Source organism: Kribbella sp. NPDC051586, from assembly GCF_044453965.1.
Taxonomy (GTDB): Bacteria; Actinomycetota; Actinomycetes; order Propionibacteriales; family Kribbellaceae; genus Kribbella.
This window is the reverse complement of the sequence record NZ_JBITDF010000002.1, coordinates 1,421,524-1,438,200: the sequence shown is the minus strand read 5'-3', so window position 1 is coordinate 1,438,200 and position 16,677 is coordinate 1,421,524. Positions and strand designations below refer to the sequence as shown.

16 protein-coding genes are annotated in these 16,677 nt (G+C 68.2%); 8 read left to right on the top strand and 8 right to left on the bottom strand.

Annotated elements, in window-relative coordinates:
- Positions 1–49: 49 nt before the first annotated feature.
- Positions 50–1,681: an alpha/beta hydrolase gene (locus ACIA58_RS17200; RefSeq protein ID WP_396404628.1), complete on the top strand. Its 1,632-nt coding sequence runs from the start codon at positions 50–52 to the stop codon at positions 1,679–1,681.
- Here the strand turns inward: ACIA58_RS17200 and ACIA58_RS17195 are convergent.
- Genes ACIA58_RS17195 through ACIA58_RS17165 form a run of 7 tightly spaced genes read right to left on the bottom strand, consistent with a single transcriptional unit; the run spans position 1,644 to position 10,232 of the window.
- Positions 1,644–2,942 (bottom strand): aspartate aminotransferase family protein, encoded by a 1,299-nt coding sequence (locus ACIA58_RS17195; RefSeq protein ID WP_396404627.1) that lies wholly within the window; start codon positions 2,940–2,942, stop codon positions 1,644–1,646. The genes ACIA58_RS17200 and ACIA58_RS17195 overlap by 38 nt on opposite strands.
- Positions 2,943–2,958: 16 nt before the next feature.
- On the bottom strand, positions 2,959–4,314 hold the full coding sequence (locus tag ACIA58_RS17190; RefSeq protein WP_396404626.1) for a hypothetical protein: 1,356 nt from the start codon (positions 4,312–4,314) through the stop codon (positions 2,959–2,961).
- Positions 4,307–5,113, bottom strand: coding sequence for an amidohydrolase family protein (locus tag ACIA58_RS17185; protein ID WP_396404625.1), 807 nt, complete (start codon positions 5,111–5,113; stop codon positions 4,307–4,309). Before ACIA58_RS17185 ends, ACIA58_RS17190 begins: the two co-directional genes overlap by 8 nt.
- Positions 5,110–5,877 carry an amidohydrolase family protein gene (locus tag ACIA58_RS17180; protein ID WP_396404624.1) on the bottom strand — a complete coding sequence of 256 codons (768 nt, stop codon included), beginning with the start codon at positions 5,875–5,877 and terminating at the stop codon, positions 5,110–5,112. The genes ACIA58_RS17185 and ACIA58_RS17180 overlap by 4 nt, the downstream gene beginning before the upstream one ends.
- Complete coding sequence (locus tag ACIA58_RS17175) at positions 5,870–7,879, bottom strand: heparinase II/III family protein (RefSeq protein WP_396404623.1); 2,010 nt, start codon at positions 7,877–7,879, stop codon at positions 5,870–5,872. The genes ACIA58_RS17180 and ACIA58_RS17175 overlap by 8 nt, the downstream gene beginning before the upstream one ends.
- Positions 7,876–8,910 (bottom strand): Gfo/Idh/MocA family protein, encoded by a 1,035-nt coding sequence (locus ACIA58_RS17170; RefSeq protein WP_396404622.1) that lies wholly within the window; start codon positions 8,908–8,910, stop codon positions 7,876–7,878. Before ACIA58_RS17170 ends, ACIA58_RS17175 begins: the two co-directional genes overlap by 4 nt.
- 20 nt (positions 8,911–8,930) lie before the next feature.
- Complete coding sequence (locus ACIA58_RS17165) at positions 8,931–10,232, bottom strand: ABC transporter substrate-binding protein (protein WP_396404621.1); 1,302 nt, start codon at positions 10,230–10,232, stop codon at positions 8,931–8,933.
- A gap of 189 nt (positions 10,233–10,421) precedes the next feature.
- On the opposite strand from ACIA58_RS17165, the gene ACIA58_RS17160 reads away from it, so the two are divergent.
- The 5 genes from ACIA58_RS17160 to ACIA58_RS17140 all read left to right on the top strand — a co-directional run bounded on the left by ACIA58_RS17160 (position 10,422) and on the right by ACIA58_RS17140 (position 14,811).
- Entirely contained in the window at positions 10,422–11,303 is an 882-nt protein-coding gene (locus ACIA58_RS17160) for a carbohydrate ABC transporter permease (RefSeq protein ID WP_396404620.1), read from the top strand.
- Positions 11,303–12,151 (top strand): carbohydrate ABC transporter permease, encoded by an 849-nt coding sequence (locus ACIA58_RS17155; protein WP_396404619.1) that lies wholly within the window; start codon positions 11,303–11,305, stop codon positions 12,149–12,151. Before ACIA58_RS17160 ends, ACIA58_RS17155 begins: the two co-directional genes overlap by 1 nt.
- A 32-nt stretch (positions 12,152–12,183) precedes the next feature.
- Positions 12,184–13,713 (top strand): hypothetical protein, encoded by a 1,530-nt coding sequence (locus ACIA58_RS17150; protein WP_396404618.1) that lies wholly within the window; start codon positions 12,184–12,186, stop codon positions 13,711–13,713.
- Complete coding sequence (locus ACIA58_RS17145; RefSeq protein WP_396404617.1) at positions 13,710–14,537, top strand: fumarylacetoacetate hydrolase family protein; 828 nt, start codon at positions 13,710–13,712, stop codon at positions 14,535–14,537. The genes ACIA58_RS17150 and ACIA58_RS17145 overlap by 4 nt, the downstream gene beginning before the upstream one ends.
- 115 nt (positions 14,538–14,652) lie before the next feature.
- Positions 14,653–14,811 carry a helix-turn-helix domain-containing protein gene (locus tag ACIA58_RS17140; RefSeq protein ID WP_396404616.1) on the top strand — a complete coding sequence of 53 codons (159 nt, stop codon included), beginning with the start codon at positions 14,653–14,655 and terminating at the stop codon, positions 14,809–14,811.
- Here ACIA58_RS17140 and ACIA58_RS17135 read toward each other — a convergent pair.
- Positions 14,798–15,850: a helix-turn-helix transcriptional regulator gene (locus tag ACIA58_RS17135; protein ID WP_396404615.1), complete on the bottom strand. Its 1,053-nt coding sequence runs from the start codon at positions 15,848–15,850 to the stop codon at positions 14,798–14,800. The two genes, ACIA58_RS17140 and ACIA58_RS17135, sit on opposite strands and share 14 nt — an antisense overlap.
- 121 nt (positions 15,851–15,971) lie before the next feature.
- On the opposite strand from ACIA58_RS17135, the gene ACIA58_RS17130 reads away from it, so the two are divergent.
- Positions 15,972–16,304 (top strand): hypothetical protein, encoded by a 333-nt coding sequence (locus ACIA58_RS17130; RefSeq protein ID WP_396404614.1) that lies wholly within the window; start codon positions 15,972–15,974, stop codon positions 16,302–16,304.
- The gene (locus tag ACIA58_RS17125; protein WP_396404613.1) at positions 16,301–16,672 is read left to right on the top strand and encodes a DUF1304 family protein; all 372 of its coding nucleotides are present in this window, start codon (positions 16,301–16,303) and stop codon (positions 16,670–16,672) included. Before ACIA58_RS17130 ends, ACIA58_RS17125 begins: the two co-directional genes overlap by 4 nt.
- The last annotated feature ends 5 nt before the right edge of the window (positions 16,673–16,677 follow it).

Genomic DNA, 16,677 nt, shown 5'->3' with positions numbered 1-16,677 from the left:
TTCTCGTGGTGGACGCGACCGGAGGCGTCACCCGCCTACGGTCGGTGACATGACGCCCAGAAGAATCCTTCGAACACTGTCCGTCACCGGTCTGGCTCTGGTGCTGCTCACGCCGATGACCTCCGCCGTAGCCCAAGCAGAAACCACCGTGCCAAGGGCGACCGTGCCAAAGATCGCCGTGCCGAAGATCGCGTGGGGGAGTTGTGGCGCGGACCCGAAGCTGAAGCCGTTCCAGTGTGCGTCGGTCGAAGTCCCTACCGACTACGACAGCCCGCACGGGCCGACCACGACGATCGCGTTGACCCGGTTGCCCGCCGCCGACCCGGCCCACAAGATCGGCACCTTGTTCACCAATCCAGGCGGCCCGGGCGGCTCCGGCGTCGATCTGGTGCAGCAGATCGGTCAGCAGATCTACACGCCGTCGGTACGGGCGAAGTTCGACATCCTCGGCTTCGACCCGCGGGGCGTGAGCCGCTCGGACCCGGCGACCTGCTACCCGACCGCGGCGGACGAGTCGAAGGCGCTGGCCGGCGTCCCGCCGTTCCCGCTGACGGCGAAGGAAGAGCGCCAGTTCATCGTCGACAGCGCCAAGCTCGCGATCAGCTGCCGCACCACGTCACCGGATCGGCTCGCGCACTACTCGACCGCGAACGTCGCCCGCGACATGGACCTGCTGCGCCAGGCGGTCGGTGACAAGAAGCTGTCGTACGTCGGCTACTCGTACGGCACGTATCTCGGCGCGACGTACGCCAAGCTCTTCCCGAACAACGTCCGCGCGCTGGTCCTCGACGGCACGCTGAGCCCGGAGTGGTACTCCGGCTCGAACGGCGACCCGGACCCGGTCGGTGTCCGCCTGAAGCAGGGCGACGGCGCGTACGACACCTACGAGCAGTTCCTGTCCGAGTGCAAGAAGGCGGCAGCGAACTGCGCCCTGAACCAGCTCGGCGACCCGAAGACCGTTGTCGAGGGCACGCTGGAGCGGCTGAAGACCCACCCCGTCGACGTCGCGCTGCCGGACGGCTCCACGCTGCGGGTGACGTACGCCGTCGCGGTGGCCATCACGTTCTCGAACCTGTACGATCCGGCCGGATTCCCCGCGCTCGCCGAGATGTGGGCCCAGTTGTCGAGCACGAACCGAACCAAGGCCGCGGCCAAGGCACCGACAGCATTGATCGAGTGGAACCGCCGCAAGGAGGACTACACGACCTCGATCGGCAGTGCTCTGCAGCCGTGCGTCGAGGCGAAGCAGTCCGGCCGCGGGCCGCTGGCCTACCCGGCGTACGCCGATGCCGCGGACCAGCGCGCCCCGCACTTCGGCCGCTACCGCGCCTGGATCGGGATCCAGTGCGAGTTCATGGGCATCCGCGACAACGACGCGTTCCTCGGCCCGTGGAAGAACAACGTGAAGCAGCCCGTCCTCGTCTTCGGCACGCGGCACGACCCGGCCACGCCGTACGAGGCCACCCGTCCGTACGCCGACCTGTACCCGGACGCCCGCATGGTCACGGTCGAGGGCTACGGGCACACCACGATCGGCAAGAGCACCTGTGCCGACGCGATGATCACCAGCTACCTGACCCAGTTGAAGGCTCCAGCCGATGGCTCGACCTGTACCCAGGATCGTAAGCCGTTCGACCCGTTGCCTACAGGGAAGAAAGCACTGACTCCGCTGCCGCAATAGTCTCGTCGACCTGGTCCGTGGTGTGCTCGGTGGACAGGAACCACAGTCCGCGCGGGACGATGCTGATCCCGGCAGCGAACAACCCCGCGTGGAACCGAGCCATCGCGGCCCGGTCGCAGGCAGCGAACGAGCGGTAGTCGGTGACCTCGGCCTGGTCGGTGATGTAGGTCTGGAAGACCGGACCCGGACCGTCCACGAGCAGCGGCACCCCGTGCTTCGAAGCGGCCGCGCGCAGGCCGGCCATCAGCCGTTGGCCCGCCGCGATCAGCGGAGGATAGACGTCGGCGCGGTGCTCGTCGAGATGACGCAGTACCGCGTCGGCGGCCGCCATCCCGACCGGATGCGAGTTGAACGTGCCCGCGTGCGCAACCTTGCCGTCGGCAATCGTTCCCATCACCTCGTTCGATCCGACCAGCGCGGACACCTGCATCCCGCCGGCCATGGCCTTCCCGAACGCGGCCAGATCGGGTACGACGCCCAGCAGCTCACCCGCACCGCCGGGAGCGACGCGGAAGCCGGTGATGATCTCGTCGAAGATCAGCAACGACCCGTGCTGCCGGGTCAGCTCCCGCAGCGCTTCGAGATAACCGGGTTGAGGCGTGATGCAGCCGGTGTTGCACAGCAGGGGTTCGAGGATGACGGCGGCGATGTCGTCACCGCTGTGCAGGAAGACCTCCGAGACGGCGGCGAGGTCGTTGTACGGAAGCACGATCAGGTCGTCGGCGTCGTGGCGCGGCTGGCCCGCCGTACCGCCGACCGCGGTGGGATGCCGGGCGTCGCCGGCGAGCGCGAGATCGGGGTGCACGCTGTACAGCACCGGGTCGAGCCAGCCGTGGTAGTTGCCCTCGAACTTCACGATCTTCGGCCGCCCGGTGTGCCCACGGGCGAGACGGATCGCGCCGTGAACCGCCTCCGAGCCGACGCTGTTGAAGCGCACCAGCTCCGCTGCTGGGACCATGGCACACAGGCGTTCCGCGACGTCTGCCTCCAGCTCGTGCTGTGCCGCGTACGCGACGCCACGGCGTACCTGGGCGGAGACTGCGTCGGCGACCAGCGGTGCGGCGTGGCCGAGCAGGTTGGGGCCCTGGCCGAGCACGTAGTCCACGTAGCGGTTGCCGTCGACATCCCAGAGCTCCGCGCCGCTGGCGTGGTCCACGAACAGCGGCCGGTCGGCACGTCGGGCGTCGCTCGAAACTCCGCCGGCGATCACCTTCTGGGCACGCTGGTACAGGCGGTCGGCTTGGTCGTGGGTCCTTTGCACAGGTGCCTCCAGGGCTTCAGTCGAGCTTCTCGGTCAGCAAGCGGAACTGCTGGCGGGGACGGCCGCCACCGGTCGACCTGGCCGGCGGCAGCGGCCACGCGAGGCCGGCCTCGACCAGCTCTTTGAGCATGCGGCGTCCGGTGCGCTGGGTGACCTGCATGATGGCGGCGACGCTCTCGACGTCGACAACCACTTGCCGGCCAGGCGTGGCACTCATGGCGGAGGCGATCGACGTGACGATCTCCAGCGCCCGCTGGTCGAGCGGCGCGCTCTCGACGGGTGCGGCATCGGCTGTTGCGGGCCCAGGCTCCAGGTCCAGGCGGTCGCTGCCACCGTCCAGGTACACCGCGACCTTGCCGCCGGCCGCGACCGAATCCTCGACAGCCATCAGTGCGTTTGCCTCAGCGGCACGGGCGGTCTGGCCAGTGCCGGCACCTACGGCGACCGGTACGCCGAGCTGTGCCGTCAGCGCACTCAGGAACGGTGCAACGGTGAACTGCTCGGTCAGCCGGACCAGAGCGCCGTGTGTGGTGGTGACGAGGAACAGAGTGTCGGACCGGCGCGTCACCGACGCACCGACCTGGCGTGCCTCGGACAGCAGCTTCTGGTGGGTCGACAGCGCCAGCTCCTGCTGCCAGTAGTCACCGGACTCCGCACCTGACGGGATGACCTGCACGGCGATCATGGCGAGCTGATGCGCTCCCATCCGCGTGCCCTGTCCGAGCAGTACGGCGGTCTCCAACGCATCCCGCACACTCGATCGCGTCGGCGCGATCCGCATCACCGGTACGCCGTCCGCGCGCAGCTCTCGCTCCACGGACAGGATCGTCGTCAGCGCCACCGTGGTGTGCTGCCGCTCCCACTTGTTCCGGTGGAACGCAGCGAAGCCTTCGACCGACTCGGGTCCCTCGTACGGGACGTCGTACACCTGTGCGGTGTCCAGGCCGATCTCGCCGTAGGCCTCGGTGACGTCGGCGAGTGAGAGCGAGTCGATGCTCACCCGGCTCAGGTCGACGCCTTCGATCGTGAGCGAGGCGCGCAGCAGCGCGGCGTACAGCGCGGCACCGGTCAGCGGGAGATGCGTCGACGGGACGGTGAGCCAGTGGCCGGTTGTCGCCAGGTCGAACGCCCACGGGCCGGGGAACACGGCGGAGTCGATCCGGTCGCGCAGCCGGAGGTACCGCTCCTCGGCGTCGGACTGGTCGTCGTACCCGCCGGTGAGGAACCGTACGCCGTGCGCGGACCGCTCCGTGACCTCCTGCGCGACCTCGGCCATCGTCTTCACCAGTCGACGTGGCCCGAACAGCCCGACAGTCACCGCGGGCACCCGCTCGCCGGACTGCGGTTCGGCCGGCTGCGTCTCGTCACTCATCCGCGTCGTCAACCCCTCGTTCTCCTGGTAGCGGTCGCCACCGGAACAGCTTGCGGGCGTTCCCGCTGAGAACATCTTGACGTTGACTCTCGGTCAAAGGCGCACACACCACCCGGCCCAGCGACATGCGCTGGTCGATGAAGGGGAAATCCGAGCCGAACAGCACCCGGCCGCTGCCCACCTGCTCGACCATCGAGCCGATCATCGGCCCGGTCATCTGCGAGCCGCACACCTCGAGCCAGAGCGACTCGTACCGGCTCGCGGTCTCGATCGCCTCGTCGACGCCGGCCGGGGTGATACCGGCGTGCCCGAGGATCACCTGTCCGCCCGGGTACCGCTCCGCGACGGTCTGGAACATCGCCGGGGAGTCGTACGGCGACTGGTGCTCGGAGTGACTGAGCACGGGACAGCCGGTCGACTCCGCGAACTCCCAGACCGCGGCGTACCGCGATCCGGTGACCGGGTAGCGATGCAGCGTCGGGTGGACCTTGATCCCGACGAACCGCTCGTCGGCCGCGAGCCGCTCGAGCTCGCGCTCCGGATCCTGCCAAGGGTTGATCACCGCGTACGCCGCGATCCGATCCGGATAGGCGTCGACAGCGGCGAGCGATTGCGAGTTGCCCAGGTGGGCGTCCTGCTGGATCGCGCGGTTGGACGAGAGGACAGTGACCTCGGCGCCGGTCCGGTCCATCACCGCGACCATCGTCGCGACGTCGGGTTCGGGGATGAAGAACAGCGAGTACGGGCCGAGATGCGCGTGGACGTCGATGATCCGATGCGTCGGCCGGCGCCCGATCATGAGCGGACTCCCGCGGTACTGCGGAACAGGCGGCTCGCGGTACCCGAACCGACCAGGCGGACCATTGCGTCGTCGAGGCCGGACCACGCCAGCCGCACGACGCTCTCACCCGGATCGCGCAGCCCGAAAGCGGTCGCGAACAGGAGCCGATCGGCGAGGTCGTTGGCGGCCAGCCACTCGACGCCTTGGTGCGCGGCGAAGTCGACCAGGTCGGCGTAGATGTTGGTGTGACCATCAAGTGCCGCCCACAGCTCGCGGAGCTTCCGGTAGCCGAGATTCGACAGGATGATCGGGAGCTCCGGGTAGCGGGTCGCGATCGTGGTGAGGTCCGGCCAGCTGATCTCGGCGGCGTCGATGCACAAAGGCAGCTGATTGGTCTGCAGGCCGGCGTACAGCTCGTCGAGCAGGCCGGGGGAGAAGCCGTGCGACATCGGGTAGATGCGGAAGGCCGCGACGCCTTCGTCTACAGCTCGGTCCACCAATGCTGTCAGTGAGTCGAGTTCGCCCGGTGTCGACGGGACCGCACTCCAGCAGGCGAGTACGCCGCGATCGGCCAGGCTGTGTGCTACCGCAGAGGCCTCCGCGTTGCCGCCGATCGGATCGTGCAGCCAGGACGCCATCGCACTGACCAGCGCACCGGCCAGCGCGAACCGGTCGAGATGCGCGGCAATCGCGTCGCGGTCCGTCGGGGGCTGCAGACTGGCCGGATGCGCTCCGGTCATCACCCGAGCGTCGAACCACCCACTCGTCACCTCGTCACTCACCGCGCACCTCCTCAACGATCCAAGGTCCGGCGTACGGCAGCGTCAGGTAAGCCCACTCGTCCTGGACGGTTGCCTCGATCATGATCCCGTTCAGGCGGAGCTCGCCCGCCGTACGCACCCACAGGCCGCAACGGCCTGAGCAGGTGATCTCGACGTGCAGGTGGTCGTCGTCGACCCTGACCAGGGCGTCGACGTTGTCGGTCGAGCGGAGAAGCGAAGCCAACGCGCGCACCCGCCAACCGGTTGCCCAGGACAACTGTCCGTCGACGGACCGGGTCCAGGTGGAGGTGCCGATCCGGTCGGTCGTGGATGCGCAGGTGATCACCAATTCGCCGTCTGTCCTGGTGACGGCGACTGTGGGCGCCGGGCCGGTGTGTGGCAGCAGGACGGTGGTGAAGTCGCCGCTCGAACGCCTCAGCGAGAGCGAATGCAGCGGGCCGTACTCAGCCGTCTGCTGGTCGAGGACTGGGTGGCGAGCGACGCCCTCGGTGGTTTGCACGGTGGTGACGCTCGGGTCACCGGTCTCGAGTAGCAGGAGGCCGCGGTCCGCATCGGCGGCGTCGTAGGTGAGCGGCCCGACTTGCTGCCAGGGGTGGAGTGCGTGCCACAGCGCGCGAAAGGTGTGCGGTCCGTCCGCGGTGTCCGTCACGACGACGTACGCCGGCTCCTCGCGCACCATCGCGATCGTGCGCGCCTGCTCCAGCCCGTTGCCGTGATGACGACCGGAGAAGACCGCTACCGGACCGGTGTCGACCAGCGGATCGACCGACACCCCGCGATCCGTCGACAGCTCCAGATCATCCACGAGGACCGTGTTGTGCCCGCGACCCGACTGGTACCACGTCAGGTACCCCGGATCGTCGTAGCTCGGCGGACCACCCGCCTCCCACAACAGCGGTTGCCCCCACCCGTCCAGCACCAGATCCAGGACGGCGCGATGCGAATGCGACTCCAGCTCGTGTTCGATGTGCGGCCCGTGGTTGATCACCGCCCGGAGCTCGTCGCTCCGCAGGATCGTGTACCCGGACTCGGGCAATACGGTTGCTGAGGGCAACTGCACGTCGTCCGCCTGATCAAGCAGGGTGCTCCCACGTCGCAGCATCGCAGCAGGCCAGACGATCCCACTGTCCTGCAGATGCGGCACCCATCCACCGGATGACACCAGCTCACGGAACCAGGTGTGCATGGCGGCGAACCGTGGATGCCCCGCGACCGCCGGGTCGACCCGCGCGGCCGTCTGCAGCGCGCTGAGCACCATGCCGTGGTACCCGGGCGACCGCTCGTAGTGTCCGCCGTCCGGATAGACGTCGAGCATCAGGTGCTCCTGGATCCGATCGCGTCCCCGCGATGCCCACGCCGCCGACTCCACGAGTGACGGCAGTACGGCGCTGATATGCAGCAGCTCGGTCGCGCACACCAGCTGCCAGTTCCCGTGCCGGAAGACGTCATGCTCGTCGTACGCCCAGCGCGCTCCACCGACCAGCGTGGCGACCAAGCGGCCCCAGACCCGGTCGGACAATGGTGACGGGGTCAGCACCTCCAGGGTCGGCAGCAGGTTCCGGCAGCGTGCCCATGTCCCCAGGGAGTACCAGATGACGTCGAGCCCCGGCCACTCACCGGTCACCGAGTCGCGCAGCGACACCCACTCGTCCAGATGCCGCTCGAACGCCTGCAGATAGCGGTCATCACCGGTCAGCAACCAGGCATCGACGCCAGGCTTCAACCAGCCGAGGTAGTGGAAGCCGTACCGCTGTGACCGGCCGAGTCCCTGTCCGGTGACGTCCACGCCGTCGAGCAACGGCGCTGCGGCCTCGAGCACGGCATCAGATGGAGTGTCGGAGTCCGGCAACGGCCAGGCCGGAGGCTGGAGCCGAGAGCCGACGAAAGCGCGGAGCCCGGCGAGATCCTCCGCCGGAGATCCGAACGCCTTCAGCAGGTCGTCCGTACCGATCTGGTTGATCCGCCCGTCGATGTGCCGCGGCTTCTCGGGCCCCGTACTCATGCGACCCCGGGCGAGACGTCGACCGGCTGGCGGGTCTCGATCGACAGGTGCGCGGCCTCCAGCACGGCGGTGACGTCGCGACTGCTCTCGATCGTGATCAACGGCTGCCGGCCGGTCCGGCAGCAGTCGACCCAGTGCGCGATCGCATCGGCGTACGCGCCGGCCGGGATGCCGTGCATGACGCGCTGCAGCATGTTCCGCGGGTAGCTGTACCCCTCCGGGCGCGCCAGTACGACGCTCTCCTTCTGCCGGTCCAGCTGTACGACGCCGTTGTCGGTGATCACCGCGACATACGAGTCGACAGTGGTCGGGAACGTGTTCGGATAGATCCAGGCCGACTCGAACGTCGCGACCGCGCCGCGCGAGTACTCCGCCTGGATCTGGATCGCGTCCGGGGTGTCGATGCCGAGCGAACGCAGCTTGCCCCAGCGGGCAGTCGCGTAGACCCGGCGCACCCGATCGCGGAGCAGCCACGAGACCAGATCGATGTCGTGGCTGGACAGGAACCACGCGCACGTCGTGCGGTCGGCCCAGGACAGCATCTCGGTCGGCACGAAGATCGTGTCGTCCTTGCGCGCGTACGCGACCGCGGCCTCGCCGAGATCCGCGAGCAGCTCGTACGCCTGGGCGTACGGCGGGACCCAGCGGTGGTTGAACAGGCACATCGCGATCACGTCGTTCTCGCGGATCGCCTTCACCGCGGCGTCGGCCTCCGCGACCGAGGTGGTCATCGGCTTCTCGACCAGGATGTGCTTCCCGGCCTCCGCGGCACGCACCATCATCTCGCCGTGCACGTGGTCCGGAGTGGTGAGTACGACGGCATCCACCGCCTCGTCGGCGAGCAGCGCCCCGAGGTCGGGGTGGATCGTCGGGCGGGGCGCACCCCGCTCGGCGATCTCGTCGGCCAGTCGACCGGCCGAGTCCGCCGAGCGGCTCGTCACCGCTGTGATCTCGGCGTCGGCCCGGCCGGACAACGACAACGCGTTGCCCCGCCCCATGATCCCGGCCCCGACGATCCCGATCCGTAGCACGCTGTCTCCCGTTCGCACTCTCACTTACCCTTCGCCAAGGTGTCGTTCCACGCCTTCTCGGCGTCGTCCAGTGCCTGCTTCGCCGACTTGGTACCCGACATGTACGCGCGGATCTGGTCGTCGAACAGCTGTCGCAGCTGCTCGTCGTTCCCGGAGCCCATCGACGCGTCCACGCTGGTCTTGAACGTGTCGACCAGGATCTTGCGGGCCTGGTCGGCCGGGGTGTTCCCGGAGATCTGGGTGAAGAACGGGTCGGCCAGCGCCTTCACCGACGACGGGTAGATCGGCACGAGCTTGCACAGCGCGAGCTGCTGTTCCGGCGCGGCGACGTACTTGAGCCACGCCGCGGCCGCGGCCTGGTTGTCCGACTTCGCCGGGATCCCCATCACCTGCTGGCCGGACATGTAGTACTTGCCGTCGGTTCCAGTCACCGGCGGACCCACCACGATGGACGAGTAGACCGCCGGCGCGTTCTTCTCGACGTTCAGCAGCGAGCTGGACACGGCTGCCGGGTTGAACGCGATCAGCTTGTTCTCCAGCGACTGCGGCAGGTCCCGCGGGTTCTCACTGAGGCTTCCGGGCGCGATCGCGCCGGAGGCGAACAGCGGCTTGAACTTCTCCAGCAGCGCGAGCGTCTCCGGCGTGTTGAAGGCGGCCGTCTTCCCGTCGTCCGACAGCAGCTTGATGCCGTCGGCCTGCACCACGCTCGAGTACGCCATGAAGTTGGTCGCGGACTTGCCGGTCGCGTCGTGGTACGTCTTCGCCAGCGTGAGCGCGTCGTCGTACGTCTTCGGCGGCTTGGCCGGGTCGAAGCCGGCCTTGGCCAGCAGATCCTTGTTGTAGAACGACAGCGACGTCCCGCCGTTGTACCAGGGGATCGCGATGCGCTTGCCGTCGACAACCAAGGGGTCGGCCAGGTTGGGCAGGTAGGCGGCGACGTCGTCCTGGCTGAACAGCGAGCTCAGATCGGCCATCGACCCGGCGAACAGCCCGGTGGTCGCCGAGGTGAAGTTGACGACGTCCGGCACCTTGCCGCTGGCGATCGCGGCCAGCAGCTTGGTGGTGATGTCCGCCCCGGGCACGTCCACCCAGTTGATGTGGACCTTCGGATGGTCCTTCTGGTACGCGTCGATCCACTTCTGGATGTCCGGCCCGTAGTTCTTCTGCAGGTTGATCGTCCACCACTCGACGTCGCCGGAGTACGCGTCGCTGGACTGCTGTTTCGGTTCGTCACCGCCGGCCGGACTGCCGGACACGCAGCCGGTCAGCGCGAGAGCGAGTGCGGCAACCACCGCAAGGTGCCTGAGCAGGGATCGGGCCATCGGTGGCTCCTCAGAACGGAATGTCCTAAACCTGGCTTACAGACACCACAGTGTTCGGCATCGATAGGCTCGCGTCAACGGAAGAGTCCAGAAATTTCTGTGAGTTAGCGCTTCCGACGACTGCGCGAGTGCGTTACGGTTCCGGACAACCGGGATTCTGAAAGACGGGTTTCAGACACGAGGAGTGGTATGCCGGGTCTGCGTGGTCGCGTGGTCGGTCAGCACTGGTACACGCCGTACGTGTTCATGCTGCCCGGGCTGCTGTTCTACGCCGCGATGTTCGCCTGGCCGGCCGTGATCGCGATCCAGCTCGCGTTCTCCGACTACGACATCGTCCATCCGGTGCGCTTCACCGGGCTCGACAACTTCGTCGCCCTGGGCCACGACCCGCGGGTCTGGATCGCGCTGCGGAACTCGCTGCTCTTCGTGCTGATGTTCCTGCCGCTGACCGTGATCGCGCCACTGTTCCTGGCGATGCTGGTGAACCTGAAGCTCCGCGCGATCCAGGCGTTCCGGATGCTCTACTACCTGCCGGTCGTCACCTCGATGGTCGCGGTGGCGGTCGCCTGGCGGTACGTCTTCAACCGGGAAGGCGTCGTGAACTGGCTTCTCGGCCTGTTCGGCGCCGGGCCGATCGACTTCCTCCTCGACCGGCACTGGGCGCTGCCGACCGTCGTCCTGCTGGAGGCGTGGAAGAACGCCGGCCTGTTCATGATGATCTACCTGGCCGGTCTGCAGGCCGTGCCGTCCGACCAGGTCGAGGCCGCGACGATCGACGGCGCGAACGCGTGGCAGCGGCTGCGGCATGTCGTCGTACCGTCGCTGCGGCCGACGTTCGCTGTGACGCTCGTGCTCAGCATGCTCGAGGCGATGCGCGCGTTCGAGTCGGTCTACGTGCTGACCCGCGGCGGGCCGCTCGATTCGACCCTCACCCTGGGCTACTACATCTGGTCGAAAGCCTTCCAGGACTACGACATGGGGTACGCCAGCGCGGTCGGCCTGCTGCTCTGGGCGATCATGCTCGTGCTGGCCGGCTTCAACCTCCTGGTGACTCGACGGAGGGACGTCTGATGGCGCGGCGTTTGTACCGGAACAAGCCCCGGGTCAGCGCGCGCCGCGTTGGTCTCTACGTCCTGCTGATCGCGGTGGCGGCGTTGTTCATCGGGCCGTTCCTGATCCTGCTCAGTTCGGCGACCAAGCCGGCCAGCCAGGACGTGTTCGGCTTCCCGCCGGACCTGATCCCGCGGCCGCCGGTCGCCGACTGGTTCCGCGAGGCGTGGACGACGATCCCGTACGCGCGGTTCCTGGTGAACTCGGTGATCTACGTCGGCATCACCGTCCCGATCTACCTCGTGATCTCCGCGCTGACGGCGTACCCGCTGGCCAGGATCGCGTTCCGCGGTCGCGGGGTGTTCTTCATGCTGTTCCTGTCGATCATGTTCCTGCCCGGCGAGCTGATGCTGATCCCGCGCTTCCTGGTGATGAGTCAGCTCGGCCTGACCGACACGTTCGCGGCGGTGATCCTGCCCGCCATCCTGTCCTCGCTCGGGATCTTCCTGCTCCGTCAGGCGTTCTCGCAGATCCCGGACGAGATCATCGAGGCGGCCCGGGTCGACGGCGCGAACGAGTTCGCGATCTTCTGGCGGATCTGCGTGCCGATCGTCGCGCCGACGCTCGCCGTACTGGCGATCCTCGGCTTCGTCTCGGTCTGGAACAGCTTCATCTGGCCGCTGGTCGTACTGACCAGCCAGTCGAAATTCCCGATCGCACTCGGGATCGCCTATCTGAGCGGCGTCGCCGGCACCGACGTACGTGGCCTCGCCGCCGGCACCGTGATCTCCCTGGTCCCGGTGATCATCGTCTTCCTCCTGCTGCAGAAACGCATTCTCAACAGCATGGGCGGTGCAGTCAAAGGCTGAGCCGCCCACTCCGTCCACCTGTGAGGCCACCCGTGAACCCTGCCCTGAACCCTGCCCTCAATCGCCGCACACTCATCCTCGGCGCCACCGCCGGCGGGATCGCCGCCTGGGCCGGCCTGCCGGCTCTCTCGGCGTCCGCTGATCCACTCGTCTACGACTCGGCCGCCGCCTTCGACGTCGCGCAGGCCGGCTACCTCGCCTCCAACGCCCAGGACAACGAGGCCGGTCTGTACGCCTGGGGCGAGTCCTACTTCCTGCTCGGCCTCCTGCGGATGTACGAGGCCTACCAGGACGAGCGCTACCTGCGTACGTTCGAGGACCGCGCCCGGCACCTGATGAAGACCACCGACCACGCCCGCCAGGTGAAGGACTACGCCGGCCGGTCCGGCAAGGTGTGGCGTACGGCGGGCAACTACACCGCCGGGCACGGCGTTGTCCCTGACGGGGACGGCAAGCCGGCGATCCAGGTCCGCTGGGCCGGGACCCGATCGGCCGAGTCGACCGCCGAGGTAGCGAACGTTGCCGGTAGCAACTTCGACCTGATCCTCCGCAACCCGGCCACGACCGCGGTCGTCACGCTGCCCGGCGTCAGCCTCGATCCCGCCGCGCCGACGTACGTCGTGACAGCGGTCAACAACGCCTACACCGCCGCGCTCCGGTGGACCGCGGTCGATCTCCGCGCCACTCCCACAGCGGCGCCCGCACCGGCAGCGGCCACGATCACCTTCCAGCCGCAGTACTACGTCTTCGCGGTGCACACCGGGATGATCGCGTTCCCGCTGGCGCGCTACGCCCGGATGGTGCTCGGCTCGGCGAAGCTCGGGCGGCACCACAAGTTCGCGCGGGAGGTTCTCGACGCGGCCACCGCTGCCGTTGCGTTCCACGACTCGGAATGGGTCTCGCGACCGGACGGGACCGGCGACTACGTGTGGCCGAAGGGTGCGCCGATCCCGTTCGACGGGACGATCCAGCCGTACAACCAGAGCCAGGGCATCGGTCACGTCCTCGTCGAGCTTTTCCGGGTGACGAAGCAGCCGCGTTACCGGACCCGGGTGCTGCAGATGTTGAAGGCCTACGAGCCCGCGCTCCGGCTCGTCGGCGAGGCGTACGTGTGGACCTACTGGCCGCCGTACAGCGAGCTGTACGCCGGGTACGCGAAGACCGCAGGGATCTCGGAGTACACCCCGTCGTACCCGGCGGCGAAGCAGATCGAGGACCTCAGCCACGCGGCGATCAGCACCGAGTTCGTGCATGCGGCGTACGACGCGGGGATCGACGGTGGACCGGCCACGGACATCCTCCGGTTCACCCACACGTTCACGCAGAAGCTCATCCGGTCCGCGACCGAGGTGTGGTACCGGATCGACGGGACGGGCGACGCCGTACCCGCCAACGCGGTGCAGTGCGCACGATGGGGTTCGTACGCCGAGCAGGATCTGCTGGTCTATCAGCAGTCCCTGCGCGTGTACGACGCCGTCCAGCTCGTCCCGGTGCAAGGCTCGCACGCATTGGGTATCGCATACCTGAACTGGGCGAAGAACTCTGGTTGGAGGAACAAGTGAGATTGCTCCGGATCCGTACCGACGACGGTCTGCGCGACGCCGTACTCGACGACGATGGCCGGGTGAGACCGTTGCCGGGCGCCGCTGAGCCGTTCGACCTGGACCGGTGGCGTGAACGCGCGGACTCGGCGGACTCGGCGGAGTCGGCCATCGACTTCGAGGCCGTGAACCTCGCGGCGCCGCTGAATCCCGGGAAGATCGTGTGCGTCGGACTGAACTACGCCGACCACGCCGCTGAGGGCGGGCAGGAGGCTCCGGCCGAGCCGATCCTGTTCATGAAGGCGCCGGACACCGTGGTCGGTGCGCGCGACGCGATCATCATTCCGCGTGGCAGCGAGAAGACCGACTGGGAGGTCGAGCTCGGCGTCGTGATCGGCCGGACCGCGGCATACCTGAGCTCTGAAGCGGAAGCACTCGATCACGTCGCCGGGTACGTGCTCGCCAATGACGTGTCCGAGCGGCATTTCCAGCTCGAGCGCGGCGGGCAGTGGGACAAGGGGAAGAACTCGGCGACGTTCTGCCCGCTCGGCCCGTGGATCCTGACCGCGGACGAGGTGGGAGATCCGCAGGCGATCAGACTCGGGCTGGACGTGAACGGCGAGACCCTGCAGGACGGTTCGACGGCGAACATGATCTTCGGCGTCGCGCACCTGGTCCACTACATCTCGCAGTTCATGACGCTGTACCCCGGTGACGTGATCAGCACCGGCACGCCCGCCGGCGTCGGCGCAGGCCAGAAGCCGCCGAGATTCCTGCGCGCGGGCGACAAACTCCGGGTCTGGGCCGACGGCCTCGGCGAACAGCACAGCCTTTTGAAGGCCTAAAGGATCGGCAACCCGGCCCCGAGCAGGATCCGCAGCGCGTCCCGGCGGGGACGTTGTTGTAGGCAACGTCCCCGCCCGGCTGCTTCGCCAGCTCGGCGGCGTGTCGCGTTGGCGGATGACGACGGCGGCGCGGCTGTTGCGCGATCACGATCGTCCGCTCGCGACGGTGGCGAAGGAGATCGGCTACACGTCGGAGTTCGCGTTCGCGAAGGCGTTCAAGCGCGACTTCGGCGTACCGCCGGGGACGTACCGCAAGCAGCTCACACCGGCCTGACGGTCAGATCCTCCGGCCGTAGCGTCGCAACGAGTTCACCTCGACTGCGGACGCCGACCTTGGCGAACGCAGACTTCAGGTGGTCCTGGATCGTGTGCGGCGAGATCGACAGCCGATCGGCGATGTCGGTGGTGGTGTGCCCGGAGATGACCTCCAGGCAGATCTCCCGTTCCCGCGTGGTCAGGCCGTACGCCGCCAGCAGCATGCCGACGAGGTGGTGACCGGACGCCGGCTCGATCGTGACCACGACCTCGTCGTCGCTGTCCCCGAGCAGTCGGCTGCCTTGCAACACGACCCATCCACCGGACGCCGTCTGCACCCGGGCCTGGAACGTCCCGCCGGACGCCGCCCGGGCACCGGTGACGACCGCCCGCAGCAGTACGTCGAACCGCCCGGGCGCGATCTCGTTCAGCTCGTCCTGCCAGGTCCGGGCGGCCGCGGTGATGGCCCGCGGTTCGCCGTTCGGTCCGGTGACGACGATCGACGGGCCGACCCCTCCGCGGTACCCGTGCGCATCGGTCCGTACGGCGACCCGGGTCGCCGCACCGATCACCGGCGCCACCGACCCGAGGAACTCCAGCTCCCGATCGCTGAAGTCCGGCCCGCTCCGGACGAACCCGGCCGCGCCCCAGCAGTCCCCGTCGACGGTGAACGTCGTCCGCACCTCGTGCTCGATCCCGAGCGGCCGCCACACCTCGTTCAGCCGGCGGTGCCCGACGACGTCGCGGTACGGCAGGTCCGAGATCCGCGCGACCCGGCGGTCGCTGCGGGCCAGCTCGGCGAACGAGTTCGGCACGCTTCCGGCGTACTCCGTCTCGGCCAGCCGCGGCTCGTACTCCGAGGGGATGCGCGCCTGCCCACTCGTCATCGAACTGATCACGAGCGTGCCCGGATCCAGGCCGGCCCAGCAGGTCAGCTCGCTGCCGACGACCCCCTCGACCACCTCGATCGCGGCCGCGTGCAGTTCGGCGACGCCCATCCCTGACGTCGCCAGTGCCGCGATGTCCCGGCGCGCGGCCCGCGCCCGGCCCTCCCACATGCGGCCAGTATGCGCCGCCGGACCGGGCCCGCCTATCCCGGAAATGTGGGGGTTCCGCTGCGTCGCGGAGCCCTTTCCGACGGGATGTCGGGACCGGCAGGCAGTTCTTACCGTCGCCGCTATGAGTGAATCAATCCATCTGAGCAGTCCCGGAACCGGCGTCGAGTACGCCGATTCCGACGCCCTCGTGACGGTGAAGATCGGCACGGAACACACCGACGGCCGGTACGAGCTGTTCGAGGTCGACGCACCGCGCGGCGAGCCGGCCCCGCCCCGGACCGAGCCGTGCAGCAAGGCGTTCTACGTCCTGCACGGCCGGATCCTCGTCCAGGCAGGCGACCAGGGATACGACCTCGGCCCGGGCTCGTCGATCAGCATCCCGCTCGGCACCCTCAACACCTTCACGGTGCTGACGCCGGCCGCGAAGTTCCTCACCGTCCGGGTCTTCTCATGAGCACGGCCGCGCAGGTGCTGGCGATCTTCATCGCCGTCGTGCTCGTCTGGGTGTTCGTGATGGAGGCGTTGCTGTACCGCAATCCCAAGCTCTACCGGCTGTTCCTGATCAAGCGCGAGGACCTCGACGCGGTCCGGATGTGGACGGTGAACATGGGTTGGTACAACCTGTCGACCGCGGCCGCCCTGGTGATCGGCGTGATCCTCGCGGCGAACGGTCACGAGTCGGCGGGCGGGGCGCTGGTGACCTTCACCGCGGCGCAGCACACGCTGATGGCCGTCGTGCTGGTCGTGTCGGAGCGGCGGCTGTGGCTGAACGCGCTCATGGAAGGCATTCCTGCCGCGGTTTTGCTCATCCTCATGCTGTAGGAAAG